The organism is Microbacterium sp. SCN 69-37, from assembly GCF_001724435.1.
GTDB lineage: Bacteria > Actinomycetota > Actinomycetes > Actinomycetales > Microbacteriaceae > Microbacterium > Microbacterium laevaniformans.
The window spans coordinates 13113-35051 of the sequence record NZ_MEEL01000023.1; the positions used below are offsets into that span (position 1 = coordinate 13113).

Sequence of the window (21939 nt, forward strand, 5' to 3'; positions counted from 1 at the left end):
TCGGTGCCGATCGAGGAGACGAAGAACGACGCATGACAGCGGGGTTGAACACGCGATTCGAGTCCGACGATGCCAGCCCGGGCTTCATGCTCTGGCGCGTGACCAATCGTTGGCAGGCGGTGATGCGCCGGACGCTCGCACCCTTCGACCTGACGCACGTGCAATTCGTGCTGCTCGCCGCCCTCACTTGGCGAGCCGACCCCGAGGGGATGACCCAGGTCGACCTCGCCCAGACCGTGCGCACCGACCCGATGATGGTCTCGCAGGTGCTCCGCGCGCTGGAAGCAAAGGGGCTCGTCGAACGGCGCGTCGACCCCGCTGACGCCAGGGCGCGGCGCGTGCTGGCCACCGCTGCAGGGGCCGACAAAGCACGCACAGCTAACGCCGCGGTCGAGGCGGCCGACGAGGAGTTCTTCGGCCCACGTTCGGCCGCGCCGATGTCGCTCCTCGAGCACCTCTCGCATCTGGATCGCTGATCAGTAACGACAACTCGATCAACGGCGCCGCTTGGCCGCCTCTGTCGCCTGGCGCTCGGCGATCACCGGGTAGGTGCCCGTGTAGCCCTCCCGTGCCGCAACGGCGGCCTGGATCTTGCCGCGGGCTCCGAACCAGCCGACGATGAGCGCCGGGATCAGCACGATGAGCGACGCCAGCACCCACCTGCCGGTCTCGGAGAAGCCCATCGTGACGAGCACGAAGACGAGGAACGCGAGCGTGAGATATGACGTGAACGGCGCCCCGAACAGGCGGAAGGACGGACGCTGGAGCCTGCCCTCTTTGGCCCACTTCACGAGCTTGAGCTGGCAGAGGATGATGGTCGCCCAGCCGCCGATGATGCCGAGCGCTGATACCTCGAGCACGATCTCGAACGCCTGCGAGGGCCACAGTGCGTTGATGCCGACGCCTGCGAGGGTGATGACGGCCGTCAGCAGGATGCCGCCGTAGGGCACCCCGTTCCTGCTCATCTTGGCAGTGAACGCGGGGGCCGAGCCGTTCACCGACATCGAGCGCAGGATGCGGCCGGTGGAGTACAGGCCCGCGTTCAGGCTCGACAGCGCGGCGGTGAGGACGACGAAGTTCATCACCGAACCCGCGATCGCACCGGTCTCGGGGGAGCCGATGTGCGAGAAGAACGTCACGAACGGCGACTGTCCGGCCTCGTAGGTGCTGAACGGCAGCAGGAGAGACAGCAACAGGATCGACCCGACGTAGAAGATCGCGATACGGAAGACGACCGTGTTGATCGCCTTCGGCATGACCTTCTCCGGGTGGGCGGTCTCACCGGCGGCGGTGCCGACGAGCTCGATCGCGGCGTAGGCGAACACGACGCCGGAGATCGCGAGGAGCGGCGCGACGAAGCCCATGGGGAAGAGGCCGCCGTTCTCGGCGATGACGCTGAAGCCCGTGGCTCCGACATCGGTCGCACCGTTGAAGATCAGGAAGCAGGTGCCGACGATCAAGAAGATCACGAGCGCGGCGACCTTGATGAGCGCGAACCAGAACTCCATCTCGCCGAACAGCTTGACGCTCACGAGGTTGAGTGAGAGTACGACCACCAGGGCGATCAAGGCGATCGTCCACTGCGGCACCTGCTGCAACGGCTGCCAGTACTGCGCCCAGAACTTCACGTACAGGGCCGCCGCGGTGACGTCCACGATGGAGGTCATGGCCCAGTTGAGGAAGTACATCCACCCCGCGCCGTACGCGAGCTTCTCGCCGTAGAACTCGCGGGCGTACGAGACGAAAGAGCCGGACGAGGGGCGGTGCAGCACGAGCTCGCCGAGCGCGCGCAGGATGAGGAAGGCGAAGAAGCCGCACACGGCGTAGACGAGGATCAGCGAGGGGCCGCTGGAGGCGAGGCGGCCGCCGGCGCCCATGAACAGACCCGTTCCGATGGCGCCGCCGATGGCGATCATCTGAATCTGTCGTGGGCGCAGCGTCTTGTGATAGCCGGCGTCCTCGCTGGAGAAGTCCTGCGCAGCCTGGGCGCGATCTCCCGTCAGCTCGCGAGCGTTCTCGCGGGCGTCCTCGGGATCCATGCGCGAGAGCGCCTCGTTGTCCGTCATCCCGCAATCATGGAGGCGGCGTGTTTCGCCCGTGTGGCACGTGCGCACGCGTGTCGTGAAAAATCAGCCGATGTTCGGGGGCGTTTCGACTCACGACTGTGCCGCCCGCTCAACGATCGGCTGGGGACGGCGGCTCCCGGTCGTTGAGCGAGCGCAGTGAGTCGAAACGCGGGCGTCAGACCTCCAGCCCCACCGCGGCGGTGCAGCGCGCCAGCTCGTCCGCGTCGAGCACGAGGTCGGCGGCGCGCGCGGAGTCGGTGATGGATGCCGCGCGTCGCGCCCCCGGAATCGGAACGATCAGCGGGCTCAGGGAGAGCTCCCACGCGAGCACGACCTGCTGCGCGCTCACGGAGTGGGCCTCGCCGATCTCCCGGAAGACGCCGAACCGATCGCCGACCGAGCGCCCGCCCCCACCGGTGCCGCCGAGCGGGCTCCACGGCAGGAAGGCGATGCCGTGCGCGTCGCAGTACTGCAGCTCGCCGAAACTGCCCGGATACCGCGGCGAGAACTGGTTCTGCACACTCACGAGGTTGCCCGCGCCGAGCACCTGCTCGGCGATCGCGATCTCTTCGACGCTCGCATTGGAGATGCCCAGTGCCCGCACGAGACCTTCGTCCTGCAAGGTCTTCAGGTTCTGCATGATCTCGCCGTACACAATCCACCGGTCGGGGCGGTGGTACTGGTAGAAGTCGATGACCTCGACACCGAGGTTCTCCATCGAGCGCTGCACCGCCGAGCGCAGGTAGCCGAGTGATCCGTCACGGCCGAAGTCCTTCTCGGCGGTGCGCGTGATGCCGCCCTTCGTTCCGACCAGGATGCCGCTCGTGTCGCCGTCCCACGAGGCGAGCGCGTCGCGCACGATGCGCTCGTTGTGACCCATCTGATCCCACGAGGGCGCGTAGATGTCGGCGGTGTCGATGAAGGTGACCCCGGCATCCAGCGCGGCGTGCACCGTCCCGATCGCATCGGCGCGATCGGGCAGCTCGTTGTCGTTGTTCATCGAGACCGGCATGGCGCCCAGCCCGATCGCGGACACGGTGAACGGTCCGATCGTGCGCTGCTGCATGGGGTTCCTTCCGGTCGGTCGTACGACGACGTACGCGCTCCACTCTGCCGCATGCCCGCGACGTCGAGGCCGCCTGGACGATGCGGCGTCGCCGGTCAGACGGCCGGCAGGCTCACCCGCAGGCGTGCGCCCCCGAGTACCGCGTCCTCGATGCCGATGCGCCCGCCGTGCGCCTGCACGATGCGCCGGGAGGTGGCAAGGCCCAGCCCGAGTCCGGGCACGTCGGCGGCGTCGCCGCGCTCCATGATGTCGAACACGCGGTCGCGCAGCTGCGCCGCCACACCCGGACCGTTGTCGTCGACGGTGATCGCCCACCCCGTCGGCCCGCGCTGCGCGTCCAGCTCGACGACGGGCGCGACGCCGGCGGCTGCCGCGAACTTGAGGGCGTTGGCGAGGAGGTTCTGCAGCAGCACCGCGATCAGCGCCGGGTCGCAGACGATGGCGTCGTCCGGATCGATGCGCACGGTGATGCGGGCATCGAACGCGGCGACGGCTCGTTCGAGGTCGGCGATCACGCCCTCCACGAGCGGTCCCAGCGCGACGCGTTCGCGGTGGGCCTCCGCGCCGCCCACCCGCGCATAGGCGAGCAGCTCGGTGATCATGACGTTCATCCGCGCCGCCGCGGCATCCGCCCGACGCAGCGCGTGGGTCGCGCGCGACCCGTCGCCGTCGTCCACGCCGTCCAGGGCGAGATCGATCTGGCCCATGAGAGCCGTGAGCGGGTTGCGCAGATCGTGGCTGATCTGACCGGCGAAGTGCGCGAGTTGATCGTTGGAGCGCTCCAGCTCGTGCGTCAGCCGGCGCAGCTCCAGCACCTCCACGGCCTGCCCGGCCAGCAGATCCAGGGCGGAGCTCTGCTCCGCGGTGAGAGTGCCGGCATGGTCGTCGAAGACGCAGAGCGTTCCGATCGCGACGCCCGCCGGCGTGATGAGCGGGCTGGACGCGTAGAAGCGGACACGGCCGCGCGCGCCGGTCACAAAGGGGTTCTCGGCGAAGCGCTCGTCGATGCTCGCGTCGGTGACGAACACGTGCCGGGCGTCAGGGAGCACGACGGCGCACATCGAGTCCTCGCGCGTGCAGGTGCCCGGCTCGATCCCGACGGTCGCGACCGCATACTGGTAGCGGTCGTCGATGATGTTCACCGCGGCGCCGCCGGCGTGGCACAGCGTCGTCGCGAGGCGGGCGAGGCCTTCGAGGTTCGGCTCCGCCGGTGCGCCGACGATGCGGTAGTCGGCGATCGCCTCGAGACGGGCAGCGGCGTCGGTGATCGGCATGCGCGTTCTTCTCCTGTCGGCTGCGACCAGGATAATGGCCGGGTCCGCCCCGGCGGGCGCCGTAGGCTGGAGCCATGGCGACCGGCGCAGTGATGCACACCTTCGACGTGCAGGTGGCCGACGTCGATCGTGGCGTCTACGAGAGTCTGTCGCTGCGGATGGCGCAGCATCCGTCCGAGACGAGCGCGTTCATGGTGACGCGCCTGCTCGCCTACTGCCTCGAGTACGCGGACGGCATCGCGTTCACCGAGGGTGTTTCGGCCACCGACGAACCCGCCGTGCTGGTGCGGGACGCGACCGGGGCGATCACGGCATGGATCGAAGTCGGGGCTCCCGACGCCGACCGATTGCACCGCGGCAGCAAGCTCGCCGAGCGCACCGTCGTCTACAGTCACCGCGACCCGGCCAAGCTGCTGCCCCTGTGGGCGGGCAAGAAGATCCACCGCGCCGACGACATCGTGCTGCGAACGTTCGATGCCGGATTCGTGGATGCCGCCGCCGACGCCGTCGCGCGGCGCAACGCCGTCACCCTCTCCGTGACGGAGGCCCAGCTCTACCTCGACGTCAACGGGACGAGCCTGTCGTCGGCGCTGCACGAGCACGCACTGGCCTGACGCGCCGCACCGCGCACCTCCGCAGGATCGTGCGTACTCCGCATCCATCGCCGCTGAGCGGTGCGGAGTTCGTCGCTTTCTGCGGAGTTCGTGACCGCGTGTCGGGGTTTCGACGCGCTGCGCCGGCTCCACGACCGGGCGGGGGGCGGGGTTCGCTTGGGCTTGCCTTGCTGGCGCGCCCGCGGCGGTCGGCATACGGTGATGGGGTGACCGAGATGGAATCCTCGCATCCTGATGAGCCGCACCGCGGCGGCGTGGCGCAGCGACTGAACTGGCTGCGCGCCGGCGTGCTCGGAGCGAACGACGGCATCGTCTCCACGGCGGCGGTCGTCGTCGGCGTGGCCGGCGCGACGGCCGAGGTCATGCCGGTTCTGCTCGCCGGGTCGGCCGCCCTCGTCGGCGGGGCGATCTCCATGGCGCTGGGGGAGTACGTGTCGGTCTCCAGCCAGCGCGACAGCGAGCACGCCCTCATCGAGAAGGAGCGCAGGGAGCTCGCCGACGATCCGGAGGGCGAGTTCGTCGAACTGGTCGGTCTCTACCGCGAGCAGGGACTCAGTGAGGAGACGGCCACGCGTGTCGCGACCGAGCTGACCGCGCGCGACGCGCTCGCCGCGCACCTGTCGGCCGAGCTGAACATCGACCAGGACGACGTGGTGAGTCCGTGGTACGCCGCGTTCGCCTCGGCCGTCTCCTTCTTCGTGGGCGCTCTGCTGCCGATGGCGACGATCCTCCTCCTGCCGCATCCGGCGCGCCTCGTCTGGACGTTCGTGTCCGTGCTGCTCGCCCTCGCCGTCACCGGCTACCTCGCCGCCTGGCTGGGCGGCGCCAACCGCGGCCGCGCCATCATGCGGACGGTCATCGGCGGCGCGCTCGCGCTGGGTGCCACCTTCCTCGTCGGCACCCTCTTCGGCACCGCCGTCGGCTGACCCACCGCGTCGGCGTGCGCCCGGCGTAGGGTGAGCCGCATGCGGACTCCGATGGCGTATCTGCGCGGGGCCCGGCATCCCGAGGCTTTCCACGGCCGCGGCGCCGGGCGGCCGTTCTTCGAGGGCTGGTACGTCAAGCTCGTCTCCGCCGACCGCGCGCACCGGTGGGCCGTGATCCCGGGGGTGTTCCGCGGCGATGGCCGCGGCGACATGCCGGCAGACGAGGCCTTCGTCCAGGTGCTCGACGGTGTCGCGGGAAGGTCGTGGTACCACCGCTTCGACCTCGAGGAGTTCGCGGCATCCGACCGGCGGTTCGAGGTGCGCGTGGGCGCAAACACCTTCGATTCCGAAGGAGTGACCCTCGATCTGCCGCAGCTGCGGGGGCGGATCTCGTACGCCACACCCCTCCAGTTGTGGCCGGTGACGCTTCGCGAGCCGGGAATCATGGGCTGGTACGGGCTCGTGCCGTTCATGGAGTGCTTCCACGGCGTCGTGTCGTTCGGGCACGACCTCAACGGCACGCTGCAGGTCGAGGGTGAGCAGGTCGCGTTCGGCGGCGGGCGCGGCTACATCGAGAAGGACTGGGGCCAGGCGTTTCCCGCGGGGTACGTCTGGCTCGCGTCGAACCACATCGACCCGGTCGGCGGCGGTGCGGCGGACGCTTCACTCGCGGCATCGGTCGCCATCATCCCGTGGCTGCGCGGCTCGTTCCGCGGTTCGATCGTGGGACTTCGCCACGGCGGTCGTCTGCACCGCTGGACCACCTACAACCGGTCCCGGGAGCGCAGCCTCACCATCGACGACGACCGCGTGGGGTGGAGCATGGAGGGTCCCGACGGGCGGCTCGAACTCGAGGCCGAGCGCGTGCGCGGGGGCCTGCTGCACGCGCCGCTGCGCACCGCGATGCGCCAGCGCGTGGAAGAGACGCTCGATGCCCGCGTGATCATCCGGCACACGGATGCCGCGGGGCGCGTGCTCCTGGAGGGCGTCGGCGCGTGCGCGGGGCTGGAGGTCTTCGGCGACACCGCGCGCCTGCTCGCCCTGCGCTGACCCGCCCCTCTGCGGCCTCACACGCGGATCGGGGTCGCATTCCGTCGTAACCAGCCTCAGCTGGCGACGCAACGCGACCCCGATTCTGCGGGTCTGCCCGGGTGAGCGGGCGATCAGATGCGCACGAGCATCTTTCCCGTGTTGGCGCCGCGCATCATGGACAGGAAGGCGTCGACGGTGTTCTCGATGCCGTCGACGATCGTCTCGTCGTAGACGATGCCGCCCTCAGCGAACCAGCCCGACATCTTCTGCTGGAACTCGGGGGCCAGGTGCAGGTACGCGGCGAGCGTGAAGCCCCGCATCGTGAGGGCGCGCGTGATCATGTTCGACATGTTGTCGGGACCGGGCCGGCGCTCGGTGCTGTTGTAGCCGGTGATGGCGCCACACAGAGCTGCTCGTCCGCCGTCGTTGAAGGCGTCGAGCGCCGCCTCGAGGTGGTCGCCGCCGACGTTGTCGAAGAACACGTCGATGCCGTCGGGCGCGGCCTCCGCGAGAAGTGTGCGCACATCTCCGGACTTGTAGTTGAAAGCGGCGTCATAGCCGTACTTCTCGGTCAGCAGGGCGACTTTCTCCGGCGTTCCGGCCGAGCCGATGACCCGCCCTGCGCCCAGGCGCTTGGCGATCTGGCCCACTGCGGTGCCGACGGCGCCGGCCGCGCCGGAGACGAAGACGGTGTCGCCGGGCGTGAGGTGCGCGATGGCGGTGAGTCCGACGTACGCGGTGAGCCCGGTCATACCGAGGATGTGCAGGTTCAGCGAGAGCGGCACCCCGGGAATCTCCGGGATGGCGCGGAAGGTCGCGGCATCGGCCTGGACGACGTCCGACCAGCCGTGCTGGTGCAGCACGACCGTGCCGACCGGCAGGTCGTCGGATGCCGAGGCCACCACGCGCCCGACCGCGCCGCCGGAGATGGTCTCGCCGAGCGCGTAGGGGGCGACATAGCTGCGGGTGTCGTTCATGCGACCGCGCATGTAGGGGTCGACGGAGACGAACTCGTTGCGTACGCGCACTTCGCCGGCCTGGGGGGCGCCGTAGGTGACCGTCGCGACGTGGAAGTCGTCGTGCGTGGGCCACCCGACGGGGCGGGCGGCGAGCTGGATCTGAGTGCTGGTGGCGTCTGTCATTCGTTCTCCTTGTGGGATGCGGATGGGGATGGGGTCGGGTGTGCGACGGGGGTGGGTCAGATGAGCAGGCCGATGGCGAGAGCCACCACCCCCAGGGTGGGGATGACGCCCTGCTTCAGGGCGGCGGAGGCCTTGTCGGGGCTGGACACCAGCAGCACCAGCGAGGCCGCGGTCATCGAGCCGGCGCCCGCGAAGACGAGAGCCGCACCCGCCGCGGTGGCACCGGTGGCGAAGAGGACGACGCCGATGGCGACCAGCACGGCGAGGAACAGGTTGTAGAAGCCCTGGTTGAAGGCCATCTCGCGCGTGGCCTGAGCTTCTTCGGCGCTGGTGCCGAACGTGGCACGGGCGCGCGGCGTGGTCCAGGCGATGGACTCGAGCCAGAAGATGAAGACGTGGATGAGCGCCGCGACGGAGGCGAGCACGAGACCGACGATGACCATGGGAATCCTCCTGTTTCTGAACTGACTGGTTCAATATATACTGAAACGGTCGTTTTAGAAAGTGAGGTGGATGCCATGGCCAGAACTCGGGAGTTCGATCGCCGCGCCGTCGTGCGCGCCGCCCGGCAGTTCTTCTGGGAGCACGGCTACGAGGACGCCTCGATCGCGGGGCTCGAGGCGGCGACCGGGCTCAACCGCTCCAGCATCTACAACGCATTCGACTCCAAGCGCGGCCTGTTCGACGCGGCGGTGCAGAGCTACCTCGACGAGGTCGTGCGTCCGCGACTCGCCCCGCTCGAGGCGGAGACCGTCGAGGCCGGGGCGCTCCGCGCGTACCTCAGCGGCCTCGCCGACGCCTTCGCCCGTGTCGGCTCGATGCCCGCCGCGCACGGCTGCCTGCTCATCAACGCCGCCGGAGCGCCCGTCGCGCGCGACTCCGACGTCGCGCACGTGATCGACGACTACCGTGCCGAGCTGCGGACCGCGATCGGCCGCGGCGTCGATGTCGCGGTGCCCGCGGCATCCGCCGCGCGCCGTGCGCGCCTCGCCGACGCCGTCACGGGGCTCGTCGTCGCGGCGTTCGCTCTCGTCCGCCCGTCGGCTCCCGAAGCGATCCGCAGTCTCGAGACCGCCGCCGCCCTAGTGGATGCCGAGGGCGCCGCCGACTGAGGGTGTCGGCGTTTCGACTCGCTGCGCTCGCTCAACGACCGGGGGCGGGGGTGCCGGCGGGCGGGGCGATGTACGCGGTGGCGGAGGGGGCGCCACAGATTCGCCCTCGCGTCGTGCGCGCGTGCGCATCGTGTCGTTCTAGTCTTCCCTCACCGCGTCACTGGGGACGACGGTGCACCCATGACGTTGCGAGGGCGGAGAAGAGCGATGAGCGACTTCGGCAGCACCACACCGATTCATCTGGAACGCGGCGACGGCAAGGGCCTCGCCGCCGGCACCCTGGGGCTGTGGGGGTCGACCGTCATCGGCCTGGCGTCGACGGCCCCCGTCTACTCCCTGGTCGCGACGCTCGGTTTCGTCGTGCTCGCCGTGGGGGCGCAGGCGCCGATCGCCTTCATCATCGCGTTCGTCCCGATGCTGTTCACGGCGTTCGCGTATCGCGAGCTGAACAACAAGATCCCCGACTGCGGCACGACCTTCACGTGGGGGACGAAGGCCTTCGGGCCGTGGGTGGGCTGGATGGGCGGCTGGGGCGTCGCGATCGCGGGCATGGTCGTGCTCGCCAACCTCGCGCAGATCGGCTCGATCTACTTCTGGGCGCTGTTCGGCATGGAACTCGAGAACAACGACTGGCGCATCATCCTCGTGGCCGTGCTGTTCATCGCATCGATGACGTGGGTGAGCTGGCGCGGTGTCGAGATCGGCGAGCGCATCCAGAACGTGCTGCTCGGCGTGCAGTACCTGGCCCTCGCGATCTTCGTCGTCGCGGCGCTCTGGGAGTTCTTCGCGGGCAACGCCCCCGCTCCCACCCCCTTCGACTGGAACTGGCTGAATCCGTTCGCGTTCACCGACTACCACGGTTTCACCGAGGCCGTGCTGCTCGCCCTGTTCATCTACTGGGGCTGGGACTCGTGCCTCGCGCTCAACGAGGAGACCAAGGACCCCAAGCGCATCCCGGGGCGCGCGGCGCTGCTGACCACCGTCATCCTGCTGTTCACCTACGTTTCGGTCACGATCGCCGCCATGATGTACGCGGGGCTCGGCGAGGACGGGCCGGGTCTGGCCAACCCCGACAACGCCGACGACTTCTTCCTCGCGATCAAGGACGGCCTGCTCGGCCCGTGGGGCTGGCTGCTCGTGGTCGCCGTGCTGATCTCGGCCGTGTCCTCGACGCAGACGACCATCCTGCCCACCGCGCGCGGCACGCTCGCGATGGGCGTCTACCGCGCACTGCCCGCGCGGTTCAAGGACGTGCACCCGGTGTACAAGACGCCGTCGTTCTCGACGATCGTCGGTGGCACCGTGGCCATCTGCTACTACCTCGGCATGACGCTGATCAGCGACAACATCCTGCAGGACTCGATCTCCTCGCTCGGCCTCGCGATCGCGTTCTACTACGCCATCACCGGCTACGCCTGCGTCTGGTACTTCCGCCGCGACCTTCGCAACTCCGCGCGTGAGCTGTGGGTCAAGGGCATCTTCCCGCTGCTGGGCGCCCTCATGCTGACCTTCGCCTTCGTGCAGTCCGCCATCGACATGTTCGACGTGAACTACGGCAACACGGTGCTGCTCGGCATCGGCGGCACCTTCGTCGTGGGCATCGGAGCGCTGCTCGTCGGCGTCGTGCTGATGTTCGTCTGGTACCTCTTCCCGCGCTCGAAGCCGTTCTTCCAGGGGCGCTCTCTGAACCGCGAGACCCCGGTGCTCGTTCCCGAGGAGCCCGGCGACATCATCCGCTCCATCGACGGCGGCATCTGACGACCGCGCCTGTCGGCATCCCCTTCCTCTCAACGACAAGGAATCTCATGCGTATCCTCATCGTCGGCGCCGGAGGCGTCGGCTCGGCCGCCGTCCGCATCGCCGTCCGCCGCGACTTCTTCGAGAAGCTCGTCGTCGCCGACTACGACCCGGCGCGCCCGCAGGCGCTCGTCGACGAGGTCGCCGACCCGCGCGTCGAGGCGGCCCAGGTCGACGCTTCGCGTGCCGATGCGGTGGCGGGGCTCATCGAGGCGCACGGCATCACCCACGTGCTCAACGCCGTCGACCCGCGCTTCGTCATGCCGATCTTCGACGGCGCACTCGCCGCCGGCGCCACCTACCTCGACATGGCGATGAGCCTGTCGACGCCGCATCCCGAGCAGCCGCACGCACTGCCGGGCGTCAAGCTCGGCGACGAGCAGTTCGCCAAGGACGGCCAGTGGAAGGATGCCGGTCGGCTCGCCCTCGTCGGCATCGGGGTCGAGCCGGGGCTGTCGGACGTCTTCGCCCGCTATGCCGAAGACCATCTGTTCAGCGAGATCGACGAGCTCGGCGTGCGCGACGGAGCGAACCTCGTGGTGGCCGGCTACGACTTCGCACCGTCGTTCTCGATCTGGACGACGATCGAGGAGTGCCTCAATCCGCCGGTCATCTACGAGAAGGACCGCGGCTGGTACACGACGGAGCCGTTCAGCGAGCCCGAGGTGTTCGACTTTCCGGGCGGGATCGGTCCGGTGGAATGCGTCAACGTCGAGCACGAGGAGGTGCTGCTGATGCCGCGCTGGACGAAGGCGAAGCGCGTCACCTTCAAGTACGGCCTGGGCGACGAGTTCATCGGCGTGCTGAAGACCCTCCACAAGCTCGGCCTGGACAGCACCGCGAAGGTCAACGTCAAGGGCGTGGAGGTTTCGCCGCGCGACGTGGTCGCCGCGTGCCTTCCCGACCCGGCGACCATCGGCGACAAGATGAGCGGCAAGACCTGTGCCGGCGTGTGGGTCACGGGAACCGGCGTCGACGGCCGCCCGCGCTCGACGTACCTGTACCACGTGGCCGACAACGAGGAGACGATGCGCGAGTACGGTTCGCAGGCGGTCGTCTGGCAGACCGCCATCAACCCGGTCATCGCGCTCGAGCTGCTCGCCACGGGGGTGTGGACCGGTACCGGCGTGCTCGGCCCCGAGGCGTTCGACGCGAAGCCGTTCCTCGACCTGCTCGCCGCGCCCGCGCCGACCGGTTACGGCTCGCCGTGGGGCATGGAGGACAGGGCGGTCTGAACCACCGCGGTGCGAGGATGGTCAGATGACCACCCACGTGATCACCGGAGCGGGCTCCGGCATCGGAAACCTCGTCGCCGAGCGGCTCGCGGCGCGCGGCGACCGCCTCGTGCTCATCGTCCGCGATGCCGCCCGGGCCGACGATCTGTCGCGCGCGTTCCCGGGCAGCGTCACCATCGTCGCCGACCTTGCGCACCCGGCTGCGATCGCCGACGCGATGCACCACGCTGATGCCGTCCCGGAGCGGATCGACAGCGTCATCCACGCCGCGGGCATCGTCGAACTCGGCCGCGTGGGCGATCTGCCGGTATCGGCGTGGGAGAGCCAGCTGGCCGTGAACCTGACCGCGCCCGCCGAGCTGACCCGGCTGCTGCTGCCGCGGGTGCGCGCTGCCCGTGGCCAGGTGGTGTTCGTCAACTCGGGCGCGGGTCTCACCGCGCATCCGCAGTGGGCGGCGTACGCGGCATCCAAGCACGGGCTCAAGGCCCTCGCCGACGCCCTCCGCGGCGAGGAGGCCGAGCACGGCGTGCGCGTGACGAGCGTGTATCCCGGGCGCACCGCCACCCCCATGCAGGCGGAGGTCCACGCGCAGGAGGGGGCGGACTACGACCCCGACCGGTGGATCGACCCGGCGTCGGTCGTCACGGCCGTGCTCACGGCGCTCGATCTTCCGCGTGACGCGGTCATCAGCGATCTGACCGTCCGACCCGGCCCGCGATGACCGACGAGGTCGCCGCCGGCGCCGACCAGCTCGACACCGTGCTCTCCGACGCCCGCCGTCGTCTGGCGGGATCGCCGCGCGAACGTCTGGGTGACTGGGCCCACAGCCGGCGGCTGCTGGGCTTCGGCCGCGCTCCGCGGATCGTGCCGGTCGACGAGGCGTGGCACGTCGGTGTGCTTCTCATCGCGGATGCCGAGGTCTATGCCACCGGCGAGATCCTCCGCGCCCGCGCCGAGGCGGTCCGCGGCTACACGGCGGAGGCGCAGCGCGCCCGTTCGGAGCGTGCGGCCGCGGCGGCGCGCGGCGGGTTCGTCGACGGCGAGGTGCTGCACCTGGGTGCGACGCAGATCGACCTCGACGCCGTGCGCCGGGGTGAGCGCTCCGGGCCGTTGGTGCTCGTCGACGGCATCCCGCTGGTGACGTGGACGGCGGCCGGCGTGCGTCGGCCGCTGGCCGACTACCTCGACGACCAGCTCTCGCTGCGCTGACGCGGCTGCGCTGCCGCACGGTGCGCCGCTGGTTCTCGCCCGTCGCGGCGCGCTCGGTGCCGCGGGTCCATATTTGTTGTCATGTGAAACATATTGGTGCGAGGATGGGAGGGCGGCGGAGCAGCCGCAGAACGGGAGCCGTCATGACCATCGCTCGCGCCGCCGTCGACCTCGACGTCACGGGTCCGCAGATCAGCCGCCACCTCTACGGGCACTTCGCCGAGCACCTCGGCCGGTGCATCTATGGCGGCTTCTGGGTGGGGGAGGACTCGCCGATCCCGAACGAGCGCGGCATCCGCCTCGACGTCGTCGAGGCCCTCCGCCGCCTCCACGTCCCGAACCTGCGCTGGCCCGGCGGGTGCTTCGCCGACGAGTACCACTGGCGCGACGGAATCGGGCCCCGCGATGAGCGCCCGACGATGGTCAACACCAACTGGGGAGACGTCGTCGAGAACAACGCCTTCGGCACCCACGAGTTCATGGATCTGTGCCACATGCTCGGCGCCGAGCCGTACGTCAACGGCAACGTCGGCAGCGGCACCGTGCAGGAGATGAGCGAGTGGGTCGAGTACCTCACCCGTTCGGGCGACAGTCCGATGGCACGCCTGCGCCGGGCGAACGGTCGCGACGAGCCGTGGCGGGTGCCGTTCTGGGGGCTCGGGAACGAGGCGTGGGGGTGCGGCGGCAACATGACGCCCGAGTACTACACCTCCCTCGCCCGGCGCTACGCGACCTTCTGCAGGGAGCACGACGGCAACACCCTCACCCGTATCGCGGCCGGCGCCGCCGACGACGACGTGCGCTGGACGCACGCACTCATGGCGTCGGCGATGTCGACGAACGCCCCCGACCCGCAGCGCTCGCCGTTCCAGGCGATCTCGTTCCACTACTACACGCACGCCGGCACCGGCATCCAGAAGGAGTCGGCGACGGCGTTCTCGCGCGACGAATACGTACGCACGATCGGCAAGGCCTACGAGATCGAGCGCGTGATCCGCGCGCACGAAGCCGTCATGGACGCCTACGACCCCGAGCGCACCATCGACCTCGTCTGCGATGAATGGGGCACCTGGTGGAGCGTGGAGCCGGGGACCAACCCCGGCTTCCTCTTCCAGCAGAACACGGTGCGCGATGCGCTGGTCGCCGGCATCCACTTCGACGTGTTCCACCGCCACGCTGCGCGGCTGCGCATGGCGAACATCGCGCAGACGCTCAACGTGCTGCAGGCGATGATCCTCACCGACGACGACGGCGGACTCGTGCTGACCCCGACCTATCACGTGTACGAGATGAACGTCGGCCACCATGATGCGCTGTCGGTGCCCGCACACGTCGTGTCGGCACCGCGGGTGGGAGTCGACGGGGCCGACCTGCCGGCGCTGTCGCTGTCGGCATCCATGAAGGACGGCGCCGTGCTCGTCTCGCTCACGCACGTCGGCGTCGACGACGCGCTGCCCGTCGAGATCGACCTCCGCGGTCGCAACGCCAGGGTCGTGCGCGCCCGCGTGCTGACCGGACCGGATGCCGCGGCGCACAACACCCCGCAGGCGCCCGACACGGTGCGCCCGGTGCCGTTGGAGGCCACGGTGGAGGCGGGTGTCCTGCGCGTCGATCTGCCGCCGCACGCCTTCGCGACCGTCGAGCTCGCCCTCGACTGATCGCGCGGAAGAACGGCCCGCCCCGGGAAGGGGCGGGCCGTCTGGTCGAGTGGCGGAAGAGGCGAAAGACCGCTACTCGACGTGTGTGCCCACGATGCGGGCATCGGCGGCCGTGACCGGGTGCACGTCTCCGGTGAGGGTGACGGTTGCGACGCTCTCGCGGTCGGCCACCGACTCCCCGGCCCAGAGATCGACGCGGCCGGGCTCGACGATGCGGATGCCGCGCCGGTCGGTGAACGCCAGGCGTGCGGTCGGAACCTCGAAGTGCACGCGCGCGCTCGCTCCCGCCGCGAGCGTGACCCGGGCGTATCCGAGCAGCTGGGCGACCGGTCGGACGACGCTGGCGTGCACGTCGTGCGCGTACAGCTGCACGATCTCGGTGCCGGGGCGGGAGCCGGTGTTGGTCACCGTGACACTCACCGGCAGAACGCCGCCGGCATCGACCTCGGCCGGCGCTGACAGGTCGGTACGGGTGAACGTCGTGTAGCCGAGTCCGAACCCGAACGGACGCACCGGCGCGCTGTCGGCGCTGGTCACATCGCTGTTGCCGCCCAGGATCGGATGCAGGTACGAGAACGGCTGCGCGCCGGCCGAACGCGGCAGCGAGACGGGCAGTCGGCCCGAGGGTGAGACCGCACCGGACAGCACACGCGCGATCGCGACACCGCCCTCCTCGCCCGGGAAGAACGCCTGCACGACCGCGCGCGGCCGCGCATCGGCGTCTGCGTCCAGGGCCCACGCGAGCGCATAGGGTCGGCCGGTCACGACCACGAGCACGACCGGGGTGCCCGTGGCGACGACGGCGTCGACGAGCTCGCGCTGCACGCCCGGCAGCTCCAGGCTCTCCGCGTCGTTGCCCTCGCCCACGGTGCCGCGTCCGAACAGGCCGGCGCGGTCGCCGACCACGACGATCGCGACATCGGCGGATGCCGCGGCATCCACCGCGGCGCCGAAGCCCGACCGGTCCTCGCCCTCGACCTCGCAGCCCGCGACAGAGACGATCGCGGCGTCGGGCAGCTCTGCGCGCAGCGCCTCGACGACCGTCGGGATCGCGAAGCCGTATGGCGTTCCCGGGTGATGGGCCAGCACGTGGTTGGCGAACGAGTAGCAGCCCATCAACGCCGAGGCGTCGTGGCCGTTCGGGCCGATCACCGCGATGCGTGCCGGACCGGCCGTGCCGGTGGACAGCGGCAGCGTGCCGTCGTTCGACAGCAGCACGAGCGAGCGCTCCGCGAGCTCGCGCGCGACCTCACGGTGCGCCGGCGAGTCGAGGTCGATCGCGGTCGGAGGTTCGCTCTCGTCGGGATCGAGCAGCCCTAGCCCCTCCTTCTGCGCGAGCACGCGGGCAAGCGCCCGATCGACGAGCGCCTCGTCGATGCGGCCGTCGCGTAGCCCGGCGAGCAAGGGAGCGGCGTAGGCGTCGCCGCTGGGCAGCTCGACGTCGATGCCGGCGGTCAGCGCCAGGCGTGCCGCCTCGGTACGGTCGGCGGCGACGGCGTGCATCGTCTCGAGGAAGGCGATCGCGAAGTAGTCCGAGACGACCACGCCGTCGAAGCCCCACGTTCCGCGCAGCAGGTCGGTCAGCAGCCGCGGGTCCGAGGCCACCGGAACGCCGTCGATATCGGTGTAGGAGTTCATCACCGAGCGTGCGCCGCCGTCGCGCACCGCCATCTCGAACGGCGGCAGGAACACGTCGGCGAGCTCACGCGGACCGGCGTGGACGGGCGCGTGGTTGCGGCCCGCCTGCGAGGACGAGTAGCCGACGAAGTGCTTCAGGGTCGCGTGCACCCCGGCATCCTGGATGCCGCGCACGTAGGCCGTGGCGATCGTCGCCACCGCGTAGGGATCCTCCGAGATGCACTCGTCGACACGCCCCCAGCGGGGATCGCGGATGACATCGAGCACGGGGGCGAGGGTCTGGTGCGCGCCGAGTTCTCGCATCGATTCGCCGATGAGGCGTCCCATCCTCTCGACGAGCTCGGGGTCGAACGCCGCGCCCCACGCCAGGGGCGTCGGGAACGTCGCCGCTCTCCAGGCCGCGAGCCCCGTCAGCGACTCCTCGTGAACGATCGCGCGAATGCCGTGACCGGATGCCGCGGCGAGACGGCGCTGCTCGTTCCACAGCCAGGCCGCGCGTTGCGCGGCATCCACGGGCCTCGTGCCGTAGACGCGCGTGAGGTGGCCGAGGCCGTGTGCCGACGCCCGCTCGTAGCGGTCGGAGGGCGTCGCTTCGCCGGCCAGCATCTCGCCGGCCATCGGCGCGACCACCTCGTCGCCCTGGTCGACCCAGAAACCGGTCAGCTGCGCCACCTTCTGCTCGACGGTCATCGCGGCCATGAGCGCGGCCACCCGGGGGGAGACCGGCTCGGCGAGCGGCTGGTGGAGGGGGGAATCGGAGATCGTCATACGGATCAGCCCTTCACGGCGCCCGTGAGGCCGCCGACGATGCGACGCTCGAACAGGCTGAAGAACAGCAGTGCCGGGAGCATCGACAGTGAGGTGAAAGCCAGCACCTTGGCGGTGTCGACCGAGTACTGGGAGGAGAAGGCCTGCACGCCCAGAGGCAGCGTGAAGCTCGCCTCGTTGTTCAGGATGAACAGGGGGAGCAGGTAGCTGTTCCAGCTGCCGATGAACGCGAGGATGCCGACCGTGATGACGCCGGGCACCGACAAGGGCAGCACCATCCGCCAGAAGAAGCCCAATCGGCTGCAGCCGTCGATGAACGCGGCTTCCTGGATCTCGTCCGGGATCGCCCGCAGGAACGGCACGAGGATGATGATCGTCGTCGGCAGCGCGAACGCGATCTGCGGAAGGATGATGCCGGCGAGCGAGTTCATCAGGCCGAGGTCACGGATGACGATGTACAACGGCGTGATGGCGACCGTGATCGGGAACATGAGACCCGCAGCGAACAGCGCATAGAGCGCGCCGCGCCCGCGGAACGGATACCGCGCGATGACGTAGCTGGCCATGAGCCCGAGTGCGACCACTCCGGCGGTGGTCGCACCGGCGGCGATGATCGAGTTGAGCACCTGACGCCAGAACTGCGGCCCGGTGAGGACGTTCAGGTAGTTCTGGACGTTCCACGGATCGGGCCAGCCGGCGGGGTCGACCGTGATCTGCGAGTTGCTGCGGAACCCGCCGATGATGATGTACAGCACCGGCGCCAGCATGAGGGCGATCACGACGAGAGCGATGAAGTACACGAGCGGACTGCCCCAGGGCAGCCGCTCCTTCGTGCGGCGCGGACCCCGTCCGCGGTGTCCTGCGGTGGCCACCGTGGCGGTGGAGACGGGGGTGTCGACGGTGAGCGCGCTCATCGGGTCTTCTTCCCTTCGGTGATGGCGCCGGCCGTGTCGCGACGCAGCACGAAGCGCTGGTAGATGAGGGCGACGACGAGCGAGATGACGAAGATGACGACGGCGACGGCGTTGCCGAAGCCGAAGTTGCCGGCGTTGCGGCCGTTGACCACCATGTAGGTGGCCATCGTGGAGGTGCCAGCCGTCGAGGCGACGTACTGGCCCCAGATGATGTAGACGAGGTCGAACAGCTGCAGGGCCCCGATGATCGAGAGGAACGCCCAGATGCGCAGCGTGGGGGCCAGCAGCGGCAGCGTGATGCGCCAGTGGGTCTGCCAGTAGCCGGCGCCGTCGAGCGCCGCCGCCTCGTAGAGCTCCTCGGGGATGCCCTGCAGTCCCGCGAGGAAGAGGATGACGGCGAAGCCGACGTACTTCCACGTGAGGATGGCCATCAGCGTCCAGATGGCGATCGCCGGGTCCGAGATCCAATCGTGGGCGAGGGCGCCCAGCCCCCAGTTCTCCAACAGGCCGTTCACGGCGCCCTGCGTCTGCAGCATGAGGCCGAAGCCGGTGCCAACGACGACCTCGGCGATGACGTAGGGCACGAAGATCAGCACGCGGATGAGGGACTGCCCCCGCATCCGACGGTTGAGCAGCAGAGCCAGCAGCACCGCCACCGGACCCTGCAGCACGATCGAGGCGATCACGATGAAGCCGTTGTGCCCGAGGGCCTCGAGGAAGGTCGGGTCGGTGAGGATCGTGACGTAGTTCTGCAGGCCGACGAAGTCGGTGGGCGTGCCGTAGCCCTGCCAGCGGAAGAAGCCGTAGTAGGCCGCCATCGCCACCGGGAAGATGACGAAGCCGAGGAACATGATCAGCGCCGGCCCGACGAGCAGCGCGATCTCGAATCTCCCGGCCCAGCCCAGTCCACGGGGACGGCGGCGCGGCGTGGGCGGGGGCGGCGTCACGCCGCCCCCGCCGTGCTGCGCGAGATCCGTCTCCGGGTCGGTGACGGCCACGGAGGTCTCGCGAAGGGACACGATCCGATCAGCCCTTCTTGGCCGCGTCGGTGACCGACTGGATCATCTGCTGCGGGTTGCTCTTGCCCGCGAGCAGATCGACCACGGCGACGTTCAGCGCGTTGCCGACGTTCTGGCCGAGGACGGTGTCGAGCCACTGCGACACGAAGGGGGCCTTGTTGTAGGCGGCGAGGACCTCCTGCAGGTAGGGCTCCTTGACCGCCGCCTGCGCCGTCTTGTTGACGGGCGGGGCGCTGAAGGCCGCGTAGTAGGCCTTCTGCTGGTCGGCCGAGGCGATGAAGTTGAGGAAGTCGGCGCACTCCTTCGGAGCCTTGACCGAGCACGAGTACCCGTCGACGCCGCCCATCATCGAGCCCGGTTCGCCCTGGCCGCCGGACAGCTCGGGGAACGGGAACCATGCCAGGTCGGGCAGCGGCTTCTCGTCGGGGGTGAGGGAGGCGATCACGCCCGGGTCCCACGCGCCCATGAGCTCCATCGCGGCCTGGTGGTTGGCGACGAGACCGGCAGAGCTGCCGGCGCCCTGCTGGGCGCTCGTGGTCAGGAAGCCGTCGTTGAACGGCTGGGTCGCGGCGAAGTCGTTCAGGTCTTCCGCAGCCTTCAGCCAGCAGCCGTCGCTGAAGTCCTTGGTGTCGCCGGTCTTCTCGATGGTCTGGGCGCTGCACTCGCGGAGGGCGAAGTTGTAGTACCAGTGGGCGGCCGGCCAGGCGTCCTTCGCGCCGAGCGCGATGGGTGCGACGCCCGCAGACTTCAGCTTGCCGACGGCCGACTCCAGGTCGGTGATGGTGGTCGGCGGCGTCGTGATGCCCGCCTTGGTGAACAGGTCGGAGCTGTACCAGAAGCCGCTCGGCAGCACCGCCAGCGGCATGGCCCACACCTTGTCCTGGTAGGTCTCGGCCTTGAAGGAGCCCTCGGAGATCTCCGACTTGGCGGTGTCGCCGATCTTGTCGGTGAGGTCCATCAGCTGACCCGCCTGCACCATCGCCGCGAGCTTGCCGCCGCCGCGCTGCAGGAAGATGTCGGGAGCGTCGCCCGCGTTCAGCGCGGTCTGCAGCTTGCCGTCCATGTCTTCGTTCTGCACGGACTGCATCGTGATGGTGACGTTCGGGTTCTCCTTCTCGAAGGCCGCGATCGCGTCCTTCCAGAACTGCTGTCCGGGACCGGTGGTCGAGTTCTGCCAGAGCGTCATCTCGACCTTGCCGTCGGCGTTGGTCCCGCCGGATCCGCCGCTGCAGGCGCTCAGACCGAGCGTGCCCGCGACCAGGAGCACCGCTCCGGTCAGGATCTTGTTCGCCTTCATGTGATTCCTGTCCTCCTCATTGAGCCTCACCCCGGTCATTCGGGGCACGGAGCATTCCGGTGAACGGGTTCAGGCCGGAATGTGCACCAGTGTGTCCATTTGTTGTCAACAACGTCAAACGTTTTCAAAAACCTTTTCAATAACGTTTCCGTCCCCATAGGATCGCCCCGTGAGTCGCAGAGCCACCATCCATGACGTCGCCGCCGCCGCCGGAGTGTCGGTCGCCACGGTGTCCAAAGCGGTCAACGGGCGGTATGGCGTCGCCAGTGCGACGGTGTCGCGCGTGCTGGATGCCGTGGCCGAGCTCGGCTACGAGTCGAGCCTCGTCGCCAGCAGTATGCGCTCCCGCCGGACGGGGGTCGTGGGCGTGCTCGTCTCGGACTTCGAGCCGTTCAGCGCGGAGGTGCTCAAAGGCGTCGGTGCGGCACTGAGCAGTCATCGCTATGACCTGCTGGCGTACGCGGGAGCACGCGACAGCGACCCGCAGGGGTGGGAGCGGCGCTCGCTCAGCCGCCTCAGCGGAACGCTGATCGACGCGGCGATCATGGTGACCCCGACCGTGGTGGGTGTGAACGCCGACGTCCCGATCGTCGCGGTCGACCCGCACGCCGGCCGCGTCGACATCCCGTCGGTCGAATCCGACAGCCTCGCCGGCGGACTCGAGGCGACGACACACCTGCTCGAGCTCGGGCATCGGCGCATCGGGTTTCTCGCGGGGCGGCCCGAACTGCGCTCGTCGGAGATGCGCGAGGCGGGTTACCGCCGCGCGCTGCGTCAGGCCGGCATCCGCTTCGACCCGGCCCTCGTGGCCGTGGGCATGTACGACCCCGACACGGTCCGTGTCGTCGGGCGTGCGCTGCTGCAGCAGTCCGACCGGCCCACGGCGGTGTTCGCCGCCAATGACCGCACCGCGCTCGGGCTCATCGAGGTGGCGGGGGAGCTGGGACTGGATGTGCCGGGCGACCTGTCGGTGATCGGATTCGATGACATCCCCGAAGCCTTCCTCACGGCGCGTCCGCTCAGCACGGTGCGCCAGCCCATTCAGCGCCTCGGCGCCGAGGCCGCACGGATGCTGGTGACGATGCTCGCCGGGGGAACCCCCGAGGCCACGCACCTCGTGCTTCCCACGCGGCTCATTCCGCGCGCGACGACCGCACCGCTGCGCTGAGCGC

At 69.6% G+C, this 21939-nt stretch carries 20 protein-coding genes; 11 read left to right on the plus strand and 9 right to left on the minus strand.

Annotated elements, in window-relative coordinates; genetic code table 11:
* Window positions 1–32 precede the first annotated feature (32 nt).
* Window positions 33–476 carry a MarR family winged helix-turn-helix transcriptional regulator gene (locus ABS64_RS05565; protein ID WP_036287062.1) on the plus strand — a complete coding sequence of 148 codons (444 nt, stop codon included), beginning with the start codon at window positions 33–35 and terminating at the stop codon, window positions 474–476.
* An 18-nt stretch (window positions 477–494) separates the two neighbouring features.
* Here ABS64_RS05565 and ABS64_RS05570 read toward each other — a convergent pair whose 3' ends face one another.
* The 3 genes from ABS64_RS05570 to ABS64_RS05580 form a co-directional block, all read right to left on the minus strand.
* Window positions 495–2066 (minus strand): amino acid permease, encoded by a 1572-nt coding sequence (locus ABS64_RS05570; RefSeq protein WP_292681692.1) that lies wholly within the window; start codon window positions 2064–2066, stop codon window positions 495–497.
* Between the two features lie 175 nt (window positions 2067–2241).
* A complete protein-coding gene (locus ABS64_RS05575; RefSeq protein WP_292681694.1) occupies window positions 2242–3132 on the minus strand; it encodes an aldo/keto reductase in 891 nt (296 codons plus the stop codon).
* A 95-nt stretch (window positions 3133–3227) separates the two neighbouring features.
* On the minus strand, window positions 3228–4406 hold the full coding sequence (locus ABS64_RS05580; protein ID WP_292681697.1) for a GAF domain-containing sensor histidine kinase: 1179 nt from the start codon (window positions 4404–4406) through the stop codon (window positions 3228–3230).
* A gap of 74 nt (window positions 4407–4480) precedes the next feature.
* On the opposite strand from ABS64_RS05580, the gene ABS64_RS05585 reads away from it, so the two are divergent.
* The 3 genes from ABS64_RS05585 (at window position 4481) to ABS64_RS05595 (ending at window position 6996) form a co-directional block, all read left to right on the plus strand.
* Window positions 4481–5020, plus strand: a complete 540-nt coding sequence (locus ABS64_RS05585; protein ID WP_292681699.1) for a YaeQ family protein — start codon at window positions 4481–4483, stop codon at window positions 5018–5020.
* 215 nt (window positions 5021–5235) lie between these two features.
* Window positions 5236–5946 (plus strand): VIT family protein, encoded by a 711-nt coding sequence (locus ABS64_RS05590; protein ID WP_292681800.1) that lies wholly within the window; start codon window positions 5236–5238, stop codon window positions 5944–5946.
* 39 nt (window positions 5947–5985) lie between these two features.
* Window positions 5986–6996 (plus strand): tocopherol cyclase family protein, encoded by a 1011-nt coding sequence (locus ABS64_RS05595; protein WP_292681701.1) that lies wholly within the window; start codon window positions 5986–5988, stop codon window positions 6994–6996.
* A 113-nt stretch (window positions 6997–7109) separates the two neighbouring features.
* Here the strand turns inward: ABS64_RS05595 and ABS64_RS05600 are convergent, their stop codons facing one another.
* A complete protein-coding gene (locus ABS64_RS05600) occupies window positions 7110–8120 on the minus strand; it encodes an NADP-dependent oxidoreductase (protein ID WP_036287033.1) in 1011 nt (336 codons plus the stop codon).
* Between the two features lie 56 nt (window positions 8121–8176).
* Entirely contained in the window at window positions 8177–8563 is a 387-nt protein-coding gene (locus tag ABS64_RS05605; protein WP_036287030.1) for a DUF1304 domain-containing protein, read from the minus strand.
* Window positions 8564–8638: 75 nt separating this feature from the next.
* Here ABS64_RS05605 and ABS64_RS05610 point away from each other — a divergent pair, with 75 nt between their 5' ends.
* The 6 genes from ABS64_RS05610 to ABS64_RS05635 all read left to right on the plus strand — a co-directional run bounded on the left by ABS64_RS05610 (window position 8639) and on the right by ABS64_RS05635 (window position 15131).
* The gene (locus tag ABS64_RS05610; protein ID WP_036287068.1) at window positions 8639–9232 is read left to right on the plus strand and encodes a TetR/AcrR family transcriptional regulator; all 594 of its coding nucleotides are present in this window, start codon (window positions 8639–8641) and stop codon (window positions 9230–9232) included.
* A gap of 207 nt (window positions 9233–9439) precedes the next feature.
* Complete coding sequence (locus ABS64_RS05615; RefSeq protein ID WP_036287027.1) at window positions 9440–10990, plus strand: APC family permease; 1551 nt, start codon at window positions 9440–9442, stop codon at window positions 10988–10990.
* Between the two features lie 47 nt (window positions 10991–11037).
* Window positions 11038–12264: a saccharopine dehydrogenase C-terminal domain-containing protein gene (locus ABS64_RS05620; protein WP_036287025.1), complete on the plus strand. Its 1227-nt coding sequence runs from the start codon at window positions 11038–11040 to the stop codon at window positions 12262–12264.
* A 25-nt stretch (window positions 12265–12289) separates the two neighbouring features.
* Entirely contained in the window at window positions 12290–12985 is a 696-nt protein-coding gene (locus ABS64_RS05625; protein WP_036287021.1) for an SDR family oxidoreductase, read from the plus strand.
* Window positions 12982–13473 carry a hypothetical protein gene (locus tag ABS64_RS05630; RefSeq protein WP_036287018.1) on the plus strand — a complete coding sequence of 164 codons (492 nt, stop codon included), beginning with the start codon at window positions 12982–12984 and terminating at the stop codon, window positions 13471–13473. Before ABS64_RS05625 ends, ABS64_RS05630 begins: the two co-directional genes overlap by 4 nt.
* A gap of 143 nt (window positions 13474–13616) precedes the next feature.
* Window positions 13617–15131 carry an alpha-L-arabinofuranosidase C-terminal domain-containing protein gene (locus ABS64_RS05635; protein WP_036287016.1) on the plus strand — a complete coding sequence of 505 codons (1515 nt, stop codon included), beginning with the start codon at window positions 13617–13619 and terminating at the stop codon, window positions 15129–15131.
* A gap of 72 nt (window positions 15132–15203) precedes the next feature.
* Here the strand turns inward: ABS64_RS05635 and ABS64_RS05640 are convergent, their stop codons facing one another.
* From ABS64_RS05640 to ABS64_RS05655, 4 genes are read right to left on the minus strand one after another with little or no spacing between them, the layout of a single operon-like run.
* Window positions 15204–17537: a glycoside hydrolase family 3 N-terminal domain-containing protein gene (locus ABS64_RS05640; RefSeq protein ID WP_288121674.1), complete on the minus strand. Its 2334-nt coding sequence runs from the start codon at window positions 17535–17537 to the stop codon at window positions 15204–15206.
* Between the two features lie 5 nt (window positions 17538–17542).
* Entirely contained in the window at window positions 17543–18451 is a 909-nt protein-coding gene (locus tag ABS64_RS05645) for a carbohydrate ABC transporter permease (RefSeq protein WP_036286998.1), read from the minus strand.
* The gene (locus tag ABS64_RS05650; RefSeq protein WP_036318437.1) at window positions 18448–19449 is read right to left on the minus strand and encodes a sugar ABC transporter permease; all 1002 of its coding nucleotides are present in this window, start codon (window positions 19447–19449) and stop codon (window positions 18448–18450) included. Before ABS64_RS05650 ends, ABS64_RS05645 begins: the two co-directional genes overlap by 4 nt.
* A gap of 28 nt (window positions 19450–19477) precedes the next feature.
* Window positions 19478–20767, minus strand: coding sequence for an extracellular solute-binding protein (locus ABS64_RS05655; protein ID WP_292681709.1), 1290 nt, complete (start codon window positions 20765–20767; stop codon window positions 19478–19480).
* Window positions 20768–20936: 169 nt separating this feature from the next.
* On the opposite strand from ABS64_RS05655, the gene ABS64_RS05660 reads away from it, so the two are divergent.
* Complete coding sequence (locus ABS64_RS05660; protein WP_288121675.1) at window positions 20937–21935, plus strand: LacI family DNA-binding transcriptional regulator; 999 nt, start codon at window positions 20937–20939, stop codon at window positions 21933–21935.
* Window positions 21936–21939 lie beyond the last annotated feature (4 nt).